The 16281-nt window shown below is 50.6% G+C and carries 20 protein-coding genes; 4 read left to right on the top strand and 16 right to left on the bottom strand.

Features of this window, described 5'->3' with window-relative positions; translation table 11 throughout:
* Positions 1-102: 102 nt before the first annotated feature.
* Both ACI7RC_RS14615 and ACI7RC_RS14610 read left to right on the top strand, forming a co-directional pair.
* Entirely contained in the window at positions 103-684 is a 582-nt protein-coding gene (locus tag ACI7RC_RS14615; RefSeq protein WP_408108959.1) for an NAD(P)H oxidoreductase, read from the top strand.
* A 65-nt stretch (positions 685-749) separates the two neighbouring features.
* On the top strand, positions 750-1766 hold the full coding sequence (locus ACI7RC_RS14610) for an NADP-dependent oxidoreductase (RefSeq protein ID WP_408108958.1): 1017 nt from the start codon (positions 750-752) through the stop codon (positions 1764-1766).
* A gap of 270 nt (positions 1767-2036) precedes the next feature.
* Here the strand turns inward: ACI7RC_RS14610 and ACI7RC_RS14605 are convergent, their stop codons facing one another.
* From ACI7RC_RS14605 to ACI7RC_RS14590, 4 genes are all read right to left on the bottom strand, one after another.
* Positions 2037-2420: an OsmC family protein gene (locus ACI7RC_RS14605; protein ID WP_408108957.1), complete on the bottom strand. Its 384-nt coding sequence runs from the start codon at positions 2418-2420 to the stop codon at positions 2037-2039.
* A gap of 101 nt (positions 2421-2521) precedes the next feature.
* The gene (locus tag ACI7RC_RS14600) at positions 2522-3703 is read right to left on the bottom strand and encodes a P1 family peptidase (RefSeq protein ID WP_408108956.1); all 1182 of its coding nucleotides are present in this window, start codon (positions 3701-3703) and stop codon (positions 2522-2524) included.
* Between the two features lie 146 nt (positions 3704-3849).
* The gene (locus tag ACI7RC_RS14595; RefSeq protein ID WP_408108955.1) at positions 3850-4917 is read right to left on the bottom strand and encodes a phosphodiester glycosidase family protein; all 1068 of its coding nucleotides are present in this window, start codon (positions 4915-4917) and stop codon (positions 3850-3852) included.
* A complete protein-coding gene (locus ACI7RC_RS14590; protein WP_408108954.1) occupies positions 4907-5365 on the bottom strand; it encodes a hypothetical protein in 459 nt (152 codons plus the stop codon). Before ACI7RC_RS14590 ends, ACI7RC_RS14595 begins: the two co-directional genes overlap by 11 nt.
* Before the next feature lie 206 nt (positions 5366-5571).
* Here ACI7RC_RS14590 and ACI7RC_RS14585 point away from each other — a divergent pair, with 206 nt between their 5' ends.
* Complete coding sequence (locus tag ACI7RC_RS14585; RefSeq protein ID WP_408108953.1) at positions 5572-5739, top strand: hypothetical protein; 168 nt, start codon at positions 5572-5574, stop codon at positions 5737-5739.
* 93 nt (positions 5740-5832) lie between these two features.
* On the opposite strand, the gene ACI7RC_RS14580 is transcribed toward ACI7RC_RS14585, so the two are convergent.
* Together ACI7RC_RS14580 and ACI7RC_RS14575 are read right to left on the bottom strand one after the other, a co-directional pair.
* On the bottom strand, positions 5833-6276 hold the full coding sequence (locus tag ACI7RC_RS14580) for a carboxymuconolactone decarboxylase family protein (protein ID WP_408108952.1): 444 nt from the start codon (positions 6274-6276) through the stop codon (positions 5833-5835).
* Between the two features lie 224 nt (positions 6277-6500).
* The gene (locus ACI7RC_RS14575; RefSeq protein WP_408108951.1) at positions 6501-7367 is read right to left on the bottom strand and encodes an RNA polymerase sigma-70 factor; all 867 of its coding nucleotides are present in this window, start codon (positions 7365-7367) and stop codon (positions 6501-6503) included.
* Positions 7368-7537: 170 nt separating this feature from the next.
* Here ACI7RC_RS14575 and ACI7RC_RS14570 point away from each other — a divergent pair, with 170 nt between their 5' ends.
* A complete protein-coding gene (locus ACI7RC_RS14570) occupies positions 7538-8620 on the top strand; it encodes a copper amine oxidase N-terminal domain-containing protein (protein WP_408108950.1) in 1083 nt (360 codons plus the stop codon).
* A 76-nt stretch (positions 8621-8696) separates the two neighbouring features.
* Here the strand turns inward: ACI7RC_RS14570 and ACI7RC_RS14565 are convergent, their stop codons facing one another.
* The 10 genes from ACI7RC_RS14565 to ACI7RC_RS14520 all read right to left on the bottom strand — a co-directional run bounded on the left by ACI7RC_RS14565 (position 8697) and on the right by ACI7RC_RS14520 (position 16281).
* A complete protein-coding gene (locus tag ACI7RC_RS14565; RefSeq protein WP_408108949.1) occupies positions 8697-9260 on the bottom strand; it encodes a DUF4825 domain-containing protein in 564 nt (187 codons plus the stop codon).
* Entirely contained in the window at positions 9257-9931 is a 675-nt protein-coding gene (locus ACI7RC_RS14560) for a permease prefix domain 1-containing protein (protein WP_408108948.1), read from the bottom strand. The genes ACI7RC_RS14565 and ACI7RC_RS14560 overlap by 4 nt, the downstream gene beginning before the upstream one ends.
* Positions 9928-10293 (bottom strand): PadR family transcriptional regulator, encoded by a 366-nt coding sequence (locus ACI7RC_RS14555; protein ID WP_408108947.1) that lies wholly within the window; start codon positions 10291-10293, stop codon positions 9928-9930. The genes ACI7RC_RS14560 and ACI7RC_RS14555 overlap by 4 nt, the downstream gene beginning before the upstream one ends.
* Positions 10294-10449: 156 nt before the next feature.
* Complete coding sequence (locus ACI7RC_RS14550; RefSeq protein ID WP_408108946.1) at positions 10450-10632, bottom strand: hypothetical protein; 183 nt, start codon at positions 10630-10632, stop codon at positions 10450-10452.
* A 366-nt stretch (positions 10633-10998) separates the two neighbouring features.
* Entirely contained in the window at positions 10999-11688 is a 690-nt protein-coding gene (locus ACI7RC_RS14545; RefSeq protein ID WP_408108945.1) for a hypothetical protein, read from the bottom strand.
* Complete coding sequence (locus tag ACI7RC_RS14540; RefSeq protein ID WP_408108944.1) at positions 11685-12578, bottom strand: ABC transporter ATP-binding protein; 894 nt, start codon at positions 12576-12578, stop codon at positions 11685-11687. Before ACI7RC_RS14540 ends, ACI7RC_RS14545 begins: the two co-directional genes overlap by 4 nt.
* Positions 12575-12946, bottom strand: coding sequence for a GntR family transcriptional regulator (locus ACI7RC_RS14535; RefSeq protein WP_408108943.1), 372 nt, complete (start codon positions 12944-12946; stop codon positions 12575-12577). Before ACI7RC_RS14535 ends, ACI7RC_RS14540 begins: the two co-directional genes overlap by 4 nt.
* A 199-nt stretch (positions 12947-13145) precedes the next feature.
* Positions 13146-14219, bottom strand: coding sequence for a YkvI family membrane protein (locus ACI7RC_RS14530; protein ID WP_408108942.1), 1074 nt, complete (start codon positions 14217-14219; stop codon positions 13146-13148).
* 84 nt (positions 14220-14303) lie between these two features.
* On the bottom strand, positions 14304-15413 hold the full coding sequence (menC, locus tag ACI7RC_RS14525) for an o-succinylbenzoate synthase (protein ID WP_408108941.1): 1110 nt from the start codon (positions 15411-15413) through the stop codon (positions 14304-14306).
* Between the two features lie 19 nt (positions 15414-15432).
* Positions 15433-16281 (bottom strand): GNAT family N-acetyltransferase, encoded by an 849-nt coding sequence (locus tag ACI7RC_RS14520; protein ID WP_408108940.1) that lies wholly within the window; start codon positions 16279-16281, stop codon positions 15433-15435.

Genomic DNA, 16281 nt, shown 5'->3' with positions numbered 1-16281 from the left:
TATGATACATAATCCATTCATGCCAGTATTACGACACCTTCTCGTCTCTCGATCTACATGTCTCTAAACGAAATGAACCAAATAAGTGAAAGGAGAAGCATAATGAAAGTATTGACAGTTGTATCACACCCAAGGGTTGACTCTTTGACCTTTTCTGTTGCAGCCCAATTTACGCAAGGCCTGATGGATGCTGGCCACGAAACGGAGGTGTTGGATCTGCATCGCAGCGGTTTTAATCCTGTGTTGTGGGAAGCAGACGAACCGGACTGGACAGCAGATCATAAAACATATTCACCTGAAGTAGAGAAGGAAATGGAGCGAATGAAAAAGCATGAAGCACTCGCCTATATTTTCCCAATTTGGTGGTACAGCTTGCCAGCCATGCTAAAGGGCTATATCGACCGCGTCTGGAACAATGGTTTTGCGTACGGCTCCAATAAGCTGCATCATAAACGGATGTTATGGCTTGGTCTCGCAGGCGCTCCACTCGAGCACTTTGAGAAAAGACAGTATGACAAAATGATCCAGCACCAACTGAACATAGGAATAGCTAGTTACGCAGGAATCCCGAAAACAAAGGTTGAGATATTGTATGACACCTTGGATTCGAGGCCGGAAATTCATGAAAAGCTGCTGAAACAAGCTTATTACCTCGGTTTGCATTATGACAGCAATCCGAAGTGATCATCAAATAATTCATGATTTTTCGAATCATGACCTTGCGAACAACGATAAAAAGGAGAATGAGGATGAACACTCAAAATCAACAAATTATTTTAATGAACCGTCCAGAAGGTGTACCAACAGAGGAGGCATTTGGACTTCGAAATATTCCTATCGATAAACCCGAAAGAGATCAGGTGCTTGTAAAAACCCTTTACTTGTCTGTAGATCCATACATGAGAGGGCGAATGAATGCTGGAAAGTCTTATATTGAACCATTTGCTTTACATGAACCTATTACGGGTTCCATGATTGGTGAAGTGATTGAATCCAATTCAGCGGAATTGAACGTTGGGGATAAGGTACAGGGCTTCCTACCTTGGCAACTTTACAACACTGTTGACTCAAAAACCGTTAGTAAGATTAATAATACCAATGTTCCCTTGTCCGCTTATTTAAGTGTACTGGGAATAACGGGATTAACAGCTTATTTTGGACTGATAGATGTTGGTCAACCGAAAAAAGGAGAAACGGTTGTTGTCTCAAGTGCTGCAGGTGCTGTTGGCTCTATCGTCGGTCAAATCGCAAAAATCAAAGGAGCCAGAGTTGTAGGTATTGCAGGTACGGATGAGAAAATTGCACATTTGGAAAATGAACTTGGCTTTGATAAAGCCATTAACTACAACACTACAGATGATTTACAAAAAGCTCTTGAAGAAGCATGTCCGAATGGAGTGGACGTCTATTTTGATAATGTTGGCGGCAAAATTTCTGATGCAGTGCTCCGTTTACTTAATAATTTCGCGCGTGTACCATTATGCGGTTCAATTTCATCCTTTAATGCTGAGAATGAAGCGTTTGGACCAAGTATTCAGCCGAAATTGTTAAAGACACGTTCTCTAATGAAAGGTTTCCTCGTCACGGATTATGAAGAACGTTTTGGTGAAGGGCTTCAGTACCTATCCGAGTGGCTATTTGAAGGGAAATTGAAATACGAAGAAACCATTGCAGAGGGCTTTGAAAATGCACCGAAAGCTTTTCTCGATTTATTTACAGGGAAAAATGTAGGGAAACAGCTTGTGAAGGTCAGTGATCCATCTTAATTTTCGTAATAACAGGAATAAATTCTGGCATTAAACAATGAGGACGACTCTTCCAAATTAAAGCGGAAGACCGTCCTTTTTCTACAAATGTAAGCTGGTATGTCACCGATCATAAAACAAGTCAACATTTCTTACCTTTAAAAATTACAGTGCAAATTCTAAGTCCTGTCGTTTAAGATTGGCTCATCGTGTTTCGAATTGTGCAATCCATCGGAACAAGCAACGGTCCCCCTTGCCTGAAACAAGGAGGACCCAACCGGTGCTATTCTCTTACTGGACCAACTCAAACGACTCCGTAATCTCAATACTGTCTTTCACGGATTGGACCATCGGACAGTTTTTTCGGGCCAGGGCGACTGCTTTCTCCACTTTTTCCGGCTGAAGCCCCTCTCCCTTGATGACAAAGTGCATGTGGATCTTCTCGATGCGATTGGCTTCCTGCTCGTTCCGTTCGACCTGTACGGAGACTTTCAAGTCTTCGCAGTTCATCCGCATTTTTCCCAGGACTTTGTTCAAAACGCTGCTGCTGCATGCGGCAATGGAAGAAACCATCAGCTGGTAGGGACGAAATCCGTAGGTTTCATCGCCCGATATCTTCAGTTGGCCATACTCAAAATTGGCAATAAATCCGTTATCCTTCATCTGCAATTCCATCGGTACCCACTCCCTTCCTCATCATTGTAATACGATTTGACGTTCTTTTCAGCTTTCCATCCGGCTGCAGCCGATAAGCAAATGGACACCGGGCAGACAGCCTATTTTTGCAGATCGCGGTAAGCCGGCACCCCGCCTGCCGCTTCGGCAGTACGGATCGCATTGGCGACCGCCTCCGCCAGGACAACCGCCGACAGCGTCCCGACAAGGTCGACGGAAGCGTCCACTCCCCCAGTGGCCAGGGCAAAAATCGTGTCGCCGTCGCTCATCGTATGCACCGGAAAGATGCTGCGGGCCAGGCCGTCGTGGGCCATTTGCGCCACTTTGTTCGCCTGTGTCTTGTTCAGGTTGGCATTGCTTGCCACTGCCGCGATCGTCGTATTCGTCCCCGGGCGTGCTTGCGGCGACCCCTTCTCGATCATCCAGGACAGGGCGCCGCGAATCTTCCCGCTGTCGTCCCTGGCACCTGCCAGGATCTCCCCCGTATGGGGATCGCGCACCTCTCCGACTGCGTTGACGGCGACGATCGCCCCGACGACCAATCCTCCGGGCAGACGGATCGACGCGGAACCGAGACCGCCCTTCATCGCCCGTTTCATCCCGGCCAGCTTGCCGACCGTCGCCCCCATGCCGGCCCCGACATTGCCTTGCTGGACCGGTTTTTTGCTCGCATTTTTGGCCGCATTGTACCCCATTTGCGCATCGGGACGCACCTTTGCGCTGCCGATCGACAGATCGAACAGCACCGCAGCCGGGACGATCGGAACGACACCCACTCCGACTTCAAATCCCATCCCCTGCTCCTCCAGGCAGCGCATGACCCCTGTTGCCGAATCCAGGCCGTAAGCGCTCCCGCCCGTCAGACAGATGGCATTCACTTTGTCCACTTGATTGATCGGATTAAGCAGGTCCGTTTCCCGGGTCCCAGGTGCCGACCCCCGCACGTCTACTCCGCAGGCCGCCGCCTTTTCCAGCACGATCACCGTGCAGCCGGTCAGCGCTTCGTCATCTTGCACGTGTCCCACCTTGACGCCGGGCACGTCGACAATCGTTCCATTTGGTTTCAGTACTGTATCCGTCACTTTTTCACCGCCATCCCCTCCGCCTGCATCCGTCTCAGTTGCCATTGCAGAGCCAAGGGTTAATAATGTGCCGGGAACGGCCGCTGCCAGTCCCAGCAGCGCCGTCTTGTGAAGAAATTCCCGGCGAGAAAAACCTTTCTCTCCCTGATCGGCTATCTCCTCTTTTTCCGCGGATTGTCTTCTCCCAGTCTCTTCTGCCATAGTATTCCCACCTTTTTTCCTAAAAGTTCTGAAAAATAGTCATCATATTCTATTAGACATGGACTGCAAGTAGACGCTAAATACATGGAGCCCCCTTCCCAACAAGAAACCCGGCTTCGCTCGGAAACCGGGTACGTTATTTTCGTTCATGGCAGGATCACGATGTTGCTGGTTACAGGACGCTCCCGTCCATCAGACGGGCGATTGAGTATTTTGCCTTTGTAGTAGAAAGCGCTGGAGCCGCCGCCGTCCAGGTTGTACGCATCCCGGACTTTGAATTCAAGCAGTTTGTTCTGTGCTTCTTCCAGCGTGACGCCGTTGCTCCATCCCTGGCGTCTGCCGTCGATGACGATGAACAGCAAGTCGCCGTTGGAAAAGTGGCCGATCATGGTACGGGGCTGCCGCGTGTTCGCCCACGCCTTCGGAATCGCCACCTTTTTCCCGTTTTGCAAGAGCGTCGGCAGGAAGCTGGCTCCCTGCAGCACGTTCATCTTCTTGATCTGTTCCTTGGAGGTGACTTTGCCCCCGACAAGGTGGCCGCTTGTGTTAAATCCGACGAACGACAGGTCGTTTTTGTTGGAAAACGCCTTGATTTCTCCGTCGACTACCGTGGTGCCAAGCACTGCCAGCTTTCCGTTGACATTGTAAAAACCGCCGGCATTGACAGCCAGGACCGCATTTTTCCGTTTAGCGGCATGGCTGGTCGTCTCGCCATTGCTGACCACTTGATCGTTAGCCAGGACGACTTTCAGCGCGTTCGGATTGTTCAGCCGCACTTTTGCCATATAGCCGCGGTAGCCCGCCTCTTCCAGCGAATAGACCTTTACCGTCGCGTTCTTGCCGAAGGTTTGTCCAATCGGGTTGCCCAGCATGCTCGTCAAAAGATGGTCGAGTACGTCAGCCGATTTTTGCACCGACTCTTTGCTGCTCGAGACGAGCTCGCTAAGCGATTTGTCGTGCTGCTCATACGCTTGTTTTTCCTGCTTGGCTGCCTCTTGTATCTCCTGGGCCAATTTGCTGGATTCATCGATGACTTGTTTGGTCTGTTCCACTTCATCCTGGACCTGGCTGAGCTTGTCCGCCGTTTCCTTCAGTGGCAGCTCCAACCTTGCCGATTCAAAGCTCATCACCGGGTTGGACTGTGCAAAGGTGACAAAGAATCCGACTGCCGGAGCGAGCAGGAAAAGAAGAACCAGCTGTCCCTTACCAAGCACGGGCAGCATCCTCCAGCTTTTTCAGCGAACCTTTCAACTCGGCAAGCTGTTTGTTTAATTCGTCTATGCGCTTCTGCAGCGATTGCTTTGTCTGATCGGTCCCGTGGATTGCCTCGCCTGTCATCGTCAGATCCTCTTTCAATGATCCCACTTGCGTTTTGATCGCCGTCAGCTCGTCCTGCACTTTTTGCAAATCGCTTTGTACGCTTTCGACCTGTTTCGCGTTATGCAGCTCTACTTCCTTCACCTTTTGATCGATGTAGGTATGGCTTTTCTCTATGTACAGGTTGGCCAGGAGAACGCCGCCGCACAACAGCGCGGCCCACACAACAAACGATATGATCGCTGCGGTTTTGTCGTCTTTTCTCCGCTTTCTCTGCTTCTTCTCGACTATTGGCGGCAGTGTGCTTGCAGAATCTGCCTCCATCGGTGTCATCTGTCTGTTCAAGGTAAATCCCCTCCCCACTCACCTTCTACGCATTATACCATCTCTCGCAAAAAGTGCGGCAAAAATCGACAAAACTTTCTTTTTCCATAATCGGGCAGTTTATCAAACAAAAACCTCCTTTCGGCTGCCTGAAAGGAGGTTGAATAATCCTTCACCTGAAGCGCAAAATACCAGTGATACCCAGACAGAGGAGTGATTCACCAACGATGACGGACAAAAATGCTCCCTCACCGATTGCAAAAGAAGAGCTGGAAACCCTGGGCACACATGCCACAGGTTCCCCGGATCAATACAAGACTCGCAAGACGGACGAGGTTCAGACGATCGAACCACCCGACCACCCTGGCGGTGCCGGTTCCTCTGGTGTGTATTAAGCAGCAATTCGGCAAAAAAGAGGGCATCCTGCAAGCAGCCTATACGGCCTGCAGGATACCCTCAGCTTCTGCTCCTTGACTTCAAGCTCATCCTTATTCGACAGGGGGCATTTTTCTGGTGGAGATGGCAATTCGGTTCCACGCGTTGATGGTCACAATCGCCATGATGAGCTCCGCCGTTTGGGTTTCGTCGAAGTAGCGGCGCACCTCGCTGTAGACTTCATCCGGCACATGTCCTTCCGTGACCAGCGTAACCGCTTCTGTCAAAGCCAGAACGGCCCGCTCTTCGGGAGTAAAGAAAGGGGTTTCCCGCCATGCGTTGAGGGCGTAGATGCGCCGCTCCGTCTCGCCCAGCTTGCGGGCGTCTTTGGTGTGCATATCGATACAGAAGGCACAGCCGTTGATTTGGGAGGCGCGGATCTTGATCAGTTCTTTCAGCTTTTTATCGATACTGGCCGTCTGCAGGTACTTCTCCAGTCCGATCATGGCTGCGTAGCCGTTGGGGTTTACCTTTTCCATCTGAAATCTTGTTTCCATGGGAAGTTCCTCCTCATCATGCATGGATTTGCCTTTCACTAATAGAACAAAACAGCCAGCCGATTTGTGACATGAATAATAAAAAAGTACAAAATAAGTACTCCGGCTGCTATCATCAATCTATATTTTGCGAGCGAAATTCAAAAATCATGCATAGTCAGCCGGTACCCGGTTCACTGGACATCTTCCAATGAAAAACTAGCCTCCCAGAGATTCGCAGAACTTTATTGAAGATGCGCCAGCTTGTCGGGATTTGCGACGACAAAGATGCGTGTAATACGATCCTGTTTTTCATCCCGGGCAAACCCGATTTCTTTCGCCGGCCGGCCATCCGTCACAAGCAGGACGCCCCGCTGGCCGTTAACGTATACAGGGAGGAAATCTCCCGCAAAATACCCTCTGGGAGCAATTCCTTCCAGAAGCGCCAAGATGCGCTCACGCCCAATGATCGGGCGCAAGGCGCCGCGCACCTTGCCGCCGCCATCGGTAACCATAGCCGCGTCGTCGGTCAACCGATGGATCAATTCGTTGAAGTTTCCCGTTTTCGCTGCATCGATGAATAAATTGACCAGATCTTCTTCACTGTTCGATCGGGAGGAGGAGACCGCGCCATCACGGTGCAGCTTCTTTTTGATGCGGCTGTGTATTTTTCGGCAATTTTCTTCCGTTTTATGCAGGATCTCAGCAATTTCCCTGTAACTGTAATCAAGCGCTTCCCTCAGGATGAAAATCGCCCTTTCCACTGCGTTCAACTGCTCCAGTGCGACGAGCAAAGCGTAGGAAATGACCTCGTCTTTCATGACCAGCTCCATCGGATCTTCCTGCGAGAGGGCGACGATTGGCTCCGGGAGCCACGGTCCGACGTACACTTCCCTTCGCTTGCGGGCCGACTTCGTATAGTTGATGCATCGATTGGTGACCGCTTTGGCCAGATAAGCTTTCATGTTTTCGATACGGTTTGTATCCTGCTGCTGCACCTCGAGAAATACTTCCTGAACGATGTCTTCCGCATCAGCCAGCGAACCAAGCATATGGTAGGCGATGGACATAAGCATTGTTCGGTATTGCGTATACATGGTTTCAAACTCCATCGCTGTCTCCCGTCCTTTCCGGCAAAATGGCGAACTCTCTCGTGGGGTCACACTTATCTAATTTGAATGCATTTTTCAGCTGTGATAAAAAAGTTGAAACGAACGGCACAGACGACTCGTCGAACGAAATGTAACACAATAAAAGCTAGGAAACATAGGAGGAGAGCACCATGAAAAGCGTAAAATTACTCGGAACCGCCGCCCTATTCACAGCCATGTTTGCCACATCTGTGCATCCTGCTGCAGCTATCTATAATGTAAATCAGGGACAATCGGCAGACAAGCTGGATCCTAACCAAGCTGTAATTCTTTCGCAACCGCTCGATTCAGCGGGAGGACTTCACTACAATCTGGTCGTCAACGGCAAGGGACTTTCCCGGGATGAAAACAAAGTATACGAAAATAACCAAAAGGAAATCATGGTTCCGCTCCGCGCGATCGCCGAAGAATTAGGCTACAAGCTGACCTGGAATCCTGAGACACAGGGGACTGAGCTGGTCAAAGGGAACCAGTGGTTCTTGATCAAAATTGGCGAAGACCAATACAACATTGCCAGAATGAATGTAACCTTGGGTACAGCGCCTGAGTTGAAGGATGACAAAACCTACGTCCCGCTGAAGTTCGTCCAAGATGTCTTGAAGGAAAACGTCACGGTTGGCGTAACAGGGACGATCACGATCTCTTCCGAAAAATCCGAGGAGGTTGCCGCCAACACCAAAGAAGGTACCATCACGAACATTATCACTGGGGAAAAAGGCAGCCAAATCGAGTTAAACGGTTTTTTGAACGGTATCAGGCTCAACATCTCGGATGAAACCGAGATCGTCACGGAAGACAATCAAAAACGGACAGTCTCCGATCTCGCCCTTGGCATGGAAATCAAGGTAGTCCATGCGCCGTTCATGACCCTGAGCATTCCTCCAATGACAACCGCGGAGAAGATTATCGTCAAAGGAAGCCAGGCTGCCAAAGATACGTTGGGTACAGCCGGTGAGATCGCGGAAGTGACCACAGCTGCGGACGGTTCGAAAAAAGTGCTAGTCAAAGGAGAAAAACTGACTGATCTGGGCTATGAACAGATCTACCTGCGTGTAGATAAAGACACTCCGATTCTCAGCACAAAAGACAATCAGCCGCTGTCACTTGACGATTTGAAACAGGGAGCCAAGGTGTACGCCTTCTACGGTCCGATCGTAACCAAGAGCATGCCACCAATGGGTGGAGCGACAAAAATCCTGGTAGAAAACGAATAAACAAGCAAATATTATAGAGAGAAAGCAGCGAAACGGGAAAAACCCTGCAACAGCCGGAATCGGCGGTTGCAGGGTTTTATGATTCGACTGCCACATTCTGCTCGTAAAATCTCCGGGCATAAGCTGGATCCGCCAAAGGGCCCTGGACCTCTTTCTTCCACGTCTCATTATCCTGCAATTCCTTGAAGCGGTCGCCGTACCATTTTTCTACTGCTTCTCTCGTTATCGTGTACGAGGTTCCGTTAAAACTCAGTTTCAAAGCCTGCAGGTTGTCTATCAGCACAAAATTGGCCGTGGAATTGTAGAGAAGGGCCTGTTTCAGCCGTTTTTCATCCAGATCTGCCGCCTTCCGATCGTAGAAAACCTCTGCCGTAAGCTCCTCGGGGTAAAGCTGAAAAGATGCCACGATATCGCCAAGCGGCAGATGATAGTTGAGATTGATGAGATTGCCCGCATTGCCCATATACTTGTTTTTATACGGCAGGACGCTCTGAAAGTCGTGAGTCAAGGGATTGAGCTGATCCAATCGGTACTGCTCCTGCTGTCTTTCCATTTCGGGCTTGATTTGCGCTTCAACGATCGTCATCCCGAGAGCACCGGTGATGAAAAGCGCGATGATCAACAGGTTTCTCTTCCTCACGAAGCATTCACCTCGTATTTTTCTGCCAGGATCCGTGCCTGATGAAAGATGATGGGCACGATTATCGATAGAAAAGGCAGAGCAAAGTCTAGTGAAACAACAGCAAATTGGTAGGGTCCATCGATCTGGATCGCACGTCCAAACCACACATTGCTTCCGAATTTCACCGCTGCCGTAAACGCCGTCATCACCAGGATGTAGATTCCCCACAGCATCCAGACTGCTTTTCTCCATTTCCCCAGCTTGACTAAATCCACCGATGCAACGGCATTGGCAAATCTGCTGTTTTTCAGCGCCAACAGGATCATGTAGATCAAACCGCATGCCGCGACAGCCAATGTAAACAGGCCGTTCACCCATATGCCCGTCCATACAATCCGCAGCGGAATGGTTACGATCCAGGCAACCAGGACAAAGAGCAATGCCATCTGGACAAGCTCCAAGCTGAACCGATATAAATGCACCCGCTGATGTCCGTCAATCAGGAAGTCAATCGAGTCGATGCTCTTGGTGGCGCGAATGACCGCTTCCTCGTACGTCATTCCATCCTGCATGTAATCCGTCACTTTGGCTTCCAGATTGCTCAGGATCTCGCTCTTCAGTTCCTTGATCTCGCTTGTCACCGGATAGCCGGCAAACAATCCGGCGACGTATTCCTCCAGCTCTTTCACACAGGCTCCCCTTCCTTTCGGTAATCGATCAGGCGGTCTATCATATCCCTTGCCGCCCGCCATGCTTCACAGTTTTGCAGGTACATCTCTCTGCCCGCCCGGGTAATCCTGTAGTATTTCCTGCGGCCGCCCTGCGTCTCCTCGCCCCAGTACGATTCGATCATCTGTTGTTTTTCCAGGCGGCGAAGACTCGAATAAAGCGTCGGTTCTTTTAATTCAAACAGATGATTGCTTTTCTCATAGATTTCCTTAATGATTTGATAGCCGTAATTGTCTCCTTGAAGAAGCACCCGCAAGATAATCGTATCAATGCTTCCCCGCACCAAATCACTGCTGTAGGATGACTCGTTCAATCTGCCCATGCCCCCCATCCTTGCCACGTATACTGTAACACATATTACTGTGTCAGACAAGGTACATTGTCACACAAATTAATTGACAATAAAAAACCACCCCGACAGCCTCACAAGAGGTCACGCGGGGTGGTTCTCTTAAGGCGCTCCCTGCAAGCTGAAGACTCAACAAGCAGGAAACGCCTCTCTTCTGAATGAATCCGTGACTATCATCTGCAGCGGCTGCAAAAACCGCATCTGCCGCATCTGCAAAAACCGCAACTGCAGAAACCGCAGCTGCAGAAGCCGCAGCTGCAAAAACCGCAGCTGCAAAAACCGCAACTGCAAAACGAAGAACAACTGCACCATTGAACCAGTTTCGTGTCGGTTTTGCTCGGATTGTTCCAGGAGTTGATTCCGCTTGCCTTAAAATCAGCTACCTTCAACTGTTTGAGGTCCTTCTTGAATTCATCCACTCGTTTTCACCTCCTACTTGTTCGTACATAGAACAGGACAGAAAAGCCATGTGAGGATGATCCGCTCACGCCTTGAATGGGGGCCAAGGTATTTCCACAAAGCCTACAATAGATTTATGTAACATAGCCGTATGTCGGATACTGTTACAAACACCCATTTTCCTGGCTCTTACAAAAACCGTCTCAATGGAAGGCGGGAATCCCTCCAACTCCCGCAACGAAAAAAGCCGCCCGGATCATCCCGGACGGCAAAGGACAGCTAGCGTACAGTCGCTTTGCGGAGCATGAGGTACGACACAAGCATATAAACGAGGATCAACGGCACCATCCACAAGGCAATTTGGGCTGCGGAATGGTGAACCAGCCAGCCGAAAATATCGCCCCACCAATGATAATACGTGCACATATATCCAACAACGCTCAGGACAAGAATAACCGCGATGAAAAAAGCGAACATGCCGTAGCGACCGAACCGCCGATGGATGCTGGATATGGCAAACCCGAGAAAATACATGTGCAGCATCAAGATAAAATAGACTCCCAGTTGTTGAATGGCTGACCCATCATTCAAATAGGGCAAGTGAAAAAAGTGTAAATTTACTCCCCAATCCCCTGTCAGTCTCTCCGCGATCGAGAGCAGATAGAACAGGATCGCCGTAACTGCGCTGACCGCAACAGCCATCCCGGAGGTGCCCAGAAAGTAATCCGTTCTCCGAATGCTAAAGCCAAGCGCGAAGGGAAATGTATGGGTCAAGATTATCGTTCCTACAATAAACATATAAATGTAGATAGAGGCGATTCCCCCGGTATAGATCGGCTCTTTTCCCCCGAAGAAATAGCCGATGAAAAGATTTATTAAGAAGCTGGAAAATAAAATGAACCACGGAACAAAGAACCACATCGTCTTATCCCTGAGATGCATTTTTATCACATTACTGATCGGGTTCATTGGATTGCCGCCTTTCGTTCGGTTTTTTCACGGGTAAGGTGGACGATTAACTGCTGCAACGATACTGCCGCGAGTTCCAGTCCCAACTCGCCGGCTTGCTTTTTGTCTTCCCTGTCCAGGCTTCCCCATACAGTCGCCGAAGCGAGACCGCCAAACGGTTCGCGGCAGATGACCTCCCTGCCCGCCGTGAAGACATCAACCTTTGACATGGGGCCGACGACAGTGATCGCACGCCCGCGCATCGCCTCTGCATTTTCATTGAGAATCAGCTTGCCTTGATCAATGACCAGGACGTGCTCCAGAATCTGGCTGACTTCGTCGATCAGATGCGTCGATAGGATGATGGTGCGCGGATAAGCTGCGTAATCCTCGATCAACAGGTCGTAAAACATGTTCCTGGATACGGCGTCAAGGCCCAGATACGGCTCGTCGAAGATCGTTAGCGGAGCCCTGCTGGCAAGCCCTACGACAATGCCCACAGCGGAAAGCATCCCCCTGGACAACTTCTTCATTCTCCGTTTCAACGGCAGCCGGAAATCCTCGATCAGCGAGTATGCGTAGTCCCGATCCCAATTCGGAAAGAACAAAGCGGCTACTTCCAGCACGTCGACAATACGAAAAGTTTCGGGATACTTCTGGCTTTCCTTGATGAAACATATTTTGCTAAGCACCCGGTTGTTCTCATAAGGATTTTCCCCGAATACGTTCAATTCCCCGCTCGTGGCTAAGAGCTGGGCTGTGATCATTTGCATGATCGTCGTTTTGCCGGCTCCGTTCCGCCCCAGCAATCCGTAAATTTTCCCTTCCTCCAACGAAAAGCTGACATCAACAACCGCCGTTACCTTTCCGTACGACTTTGTCAACCGGTTTACCTCGACTACATGGCTCATCGCGCTTGTTCTCCTTTCCGGATCATATCCATCAACTGTTCTGTCGTAATCCCCAGCTTCTCTGCCTCGCGAATCATCGTTATGACGTACTGTTCGAAAAACTGCTCCTTGCGTTTCTCGATTAACACTGCACGCGCACCTGTTGCCACAAACATGCCGATCCCCCGCTTTTTATACAAAATCCCTTGATCTACCAGAAGATTTACCCCTTTTGCTGCTGTCGCCGGATTGATCTGGTAAAAAGCCGCGAACTGATTCGTTGAAGGGACCTGCGATTCTTCGGGCAGACCGCCTTCAATGATGTCGTCTTCGATCCGCTCGGCAATTTGTACGAAAATCGGGCGGCTGTCATCAATTAAAAGTCCCATCTCTCCACCACCATATTGGTTAATTACTCATGTAACTAACCATACAAGAGAAGAACCGATTTGTCAATCCGGCGAAAAAAAAACAGGCAGATGATCGGGGTGTGATCATGCCTGTTTTTTCTGTTCAGCCGAATCAAATTCGGATGCGATATCTGTGAAGAGAGCTGAAAGTGCTTGTCGTACATGTAAGCTTTACCGACTACAACGCTCCCGTCTGCCCCGTTTGCTTCGCAGCCCTTCCGCGAAACCATGCCACTACGGTTGCCGCGATCAGCACAAAGCCGAGGTAGCCCATCAGCGGGTAAACCGTCCCGACCAGCTTGGTAAAACCGGCCAGGCTGGCGACAAAAGAAAGAATGCCAAAACCGATAATCGACAGCTTGAATCTGGGGTGTTCAGGCTGCACAAACCGGACCGTAAAGGAATAGAGCATGCCAACTGCCGTATTGTAGATCATCCCCAGCAAGACGATCGACATAATCCCGGACAACAGAGGAGAAATGTGGCCGGCCAGGGCCAGAGTGGGCAAGTCCACATCTTTTACCTGATCAAACTTGGAAAAGATTCCGAGATTGATCAGGATAATCAGCAGTCCAAGGCCCAGACCGCCCAGCAAGCCGCCCATACCCGCCTGTTTGCTGTTTTTTGCGGTCGTGCTGATGACTGCCAGCATCGCGACCCCTGCCGCGATGTTGTAGGACACGTACAGGAAGGAGCCTAATGCCCAGTTGGAGGCTGCCGCTGCCTGAGGGTCGGCGAACTGATTCAGTTCAGAGAAGCTGGCGTCCATCGAAGAAAGAGAATAAATGGCGAGAATCACAACGACGGCCATTAAAACCGGAGTAAACATGCCCATCAGAGTAATAATTTTCCGAATATTTAGGCAAACAGTTAAAATCGTGACTACTACCATGAAGATGCTTCCCAGGTAGCTGGGCATCCCGAATTGCTGTTCAAACAGGGATCCGCTGCCCGCCATCATGACGACCGTTACCCCGAACAGGAAAAAGGTAATGACGATATCTACTGCAATCCCTAGGTAACGGCCGCAAATATGGTTGATCACTTCTTTGTGGGATTTCGTCTGAAGCCGGTTTCCAAGCTGGGCAATCTGCATCCCGAGAAAAGCAAAAAGCGCAGTCGCGATCAGCGTGCCTGCCATCCCGGCCAGTCCAAAACTGGTAAAGAACTGGAGCACTTCTTGTCCCGAAGCAAACCCTGCTCCGACAATCAATCCAACAAAAGCACCTGCGATTTGTAAGCTCTGCCGCATAAAATCCTCCTTGATATCTATTGATGATAGAATCCGGGGAGAAGGCTATCTCCCCTCAGGGAATGGACAGCCTTCTCCGGTATACTAGGGGCGAAATGTCTGGCTGGCTAAGGTAAAGAGGTCAATAGCGTCACGGTTCGGTTCATAGCCGATCCCCCGCCGCTCGGGAACGCGTATCACTCCGTTTTCCACCGTTACTTCAGGATCGATAATGTCTCTGTCCCAATAGCGCGACGACGCTGCCGTATCGCCTGGCATCGTAAAGTTGGACAGGGTGGTAAGCGCGATATTGTGCGCCCGGCCAACGCCGGATTCCAGCATTCCGCCGCACCAGACCGGTATGTTGTGCTGCGCGCAGAGGTCGTGGATTTTCTTCGATTCTGTCAGTCCGCCGACCCGGCCGATCTTGATATTGATGATTTTGCAGCTTCCGAGTTCGATCGCCTTCCTCGCGTCCTCCACGGAGTGAATGCTCTCGTCGAGACAGATCGGCGTGATGAGTTGACGCTGCAGTTGTGCGTGGTCAACGATATCGTCAGAGGCCAACGGCTGCTCGATCATCATCAGGTTAAACGCATCCAGCTCTTTCAACCTGTCCGCCTGCTCCATGGTGTAAGCCGAGTTGGCATCGGCCATCAGCAGAATGTCCGGGAATTGGCGGCGCACTTCTGCCATGACGTCTACATCCCAGCCCGGCTTGATTTTTACTTTCATCCGGCGATACCCTTCGCTTACGTATTGATCGATCAGCGCAAGCAGATCCTTTACGGATTTTTGGATCCCGATGCTGATGCCCACTTCAATCTCTGTTCTCTCTCCGCCGAGAGCCTTTGCCAGCGAGATGTTTTGCCGCTTGGCGTACAAATCCCATACCGCCCCCTCCAGAGCAGCTTTGGCCATGTTATTCCGGCGAATATGAGCAAAGCGCCGGGATACTTCATCCGGATGGGCGATGGGCGTTTCAAACAACAGCGGAATGAGAAAATCCTTCATGATATGCCAGTTGGTCTCCAGCGTCTCCTCGTTGTACCAAGGCGCGGCAAATGCCACTGACTCTGCCCAGCCGCAGGTTCCCTCCTGATCCCGGATCTCCACCAGGATAAAATCTTTTTGCAGGAACGTCCCAAAACTTGTCGTAAATGGCGCCTTTAACTCCATTCTCATCCTTCTCAGCGTTATCGCATCCAGTTTCATGGCTGTGTCTTCCTTTCTTCTACAGTGTATTGGCGGCAAAATCAATGGACAGCCTGTCTCGTTTTACGGCTGCATAATACTGAACGGGTTGTCCTGGCAGCCGTACAACCCCCGCCGCCGCGTAACCTTGGGCAAACAGCGCCTCCAAGAGAGCCCTTGTTTTCAAGCGCCAGTCCAGCGCCAGTGCAAAGTCGGTCCGCTTCAACTGCTGGAACTGAACGGGAATGGGGATGTATGCCGCCTCTTTATCCAGATGGACTTCGGTGACAACATCATCTTGCAGATACGGATACCCCTGTTCATTGAGCTTCCAGTCGATCGTCTGCAGGTCGGACTCATCCGCTTGGGGAATCTCCTGTCTCGCTTGGACATGCGGACTTTCAATCCACCATTCGACCAACAGGCGGTCTGAGGGCAAGCCCTGATTCAAGGCATCCGACATGCTGCCGTAACAATCGCGCACATACGTCTGGCTGATCCCGCGCAGCTTGCTGAAGTTGAGGTAACCATTTACACTCTCCAGCGGGTCGAACGTCCAGGTGATCAGACGATACCCTTGGGCCAGCGCCCATTCCCGCTGTCCCCATTTCAGCGCCTCACCCAAACCGCGCCCGCGATAAGCGGGAAGGATGCCCAGCATATGCGAACAGAGATGCACCTTGCCGCCGGCGAAACCGGAAAATCCGTAGTTAAAGCCGACCAGTTTGTCTTGGTCAAAGCCGCCCAGGATCATCCCGCCGTTCTTGATCGCTGTCAGCGTCTGATGAACAGGGATCGGGTCCATTTGCCAAACCTCTCGCTCCAGCTGCTGTACTTCCTGCAATTCATCGATGGTCTGCAGCAGCTTTAGCCGATACGTATCGCCCAT

This window comes from Brevibacillus sp. B_LB10_24, from assembly GCF_046036945.1.
GTDB lineage: Bacteria > Bacillota > Bacilli > Brevibacillales > Brevibacillaceae > Brevibacillus_C.
This window is presented reverse-complemented; position numbering and strand designations above follow the sequence as displayed.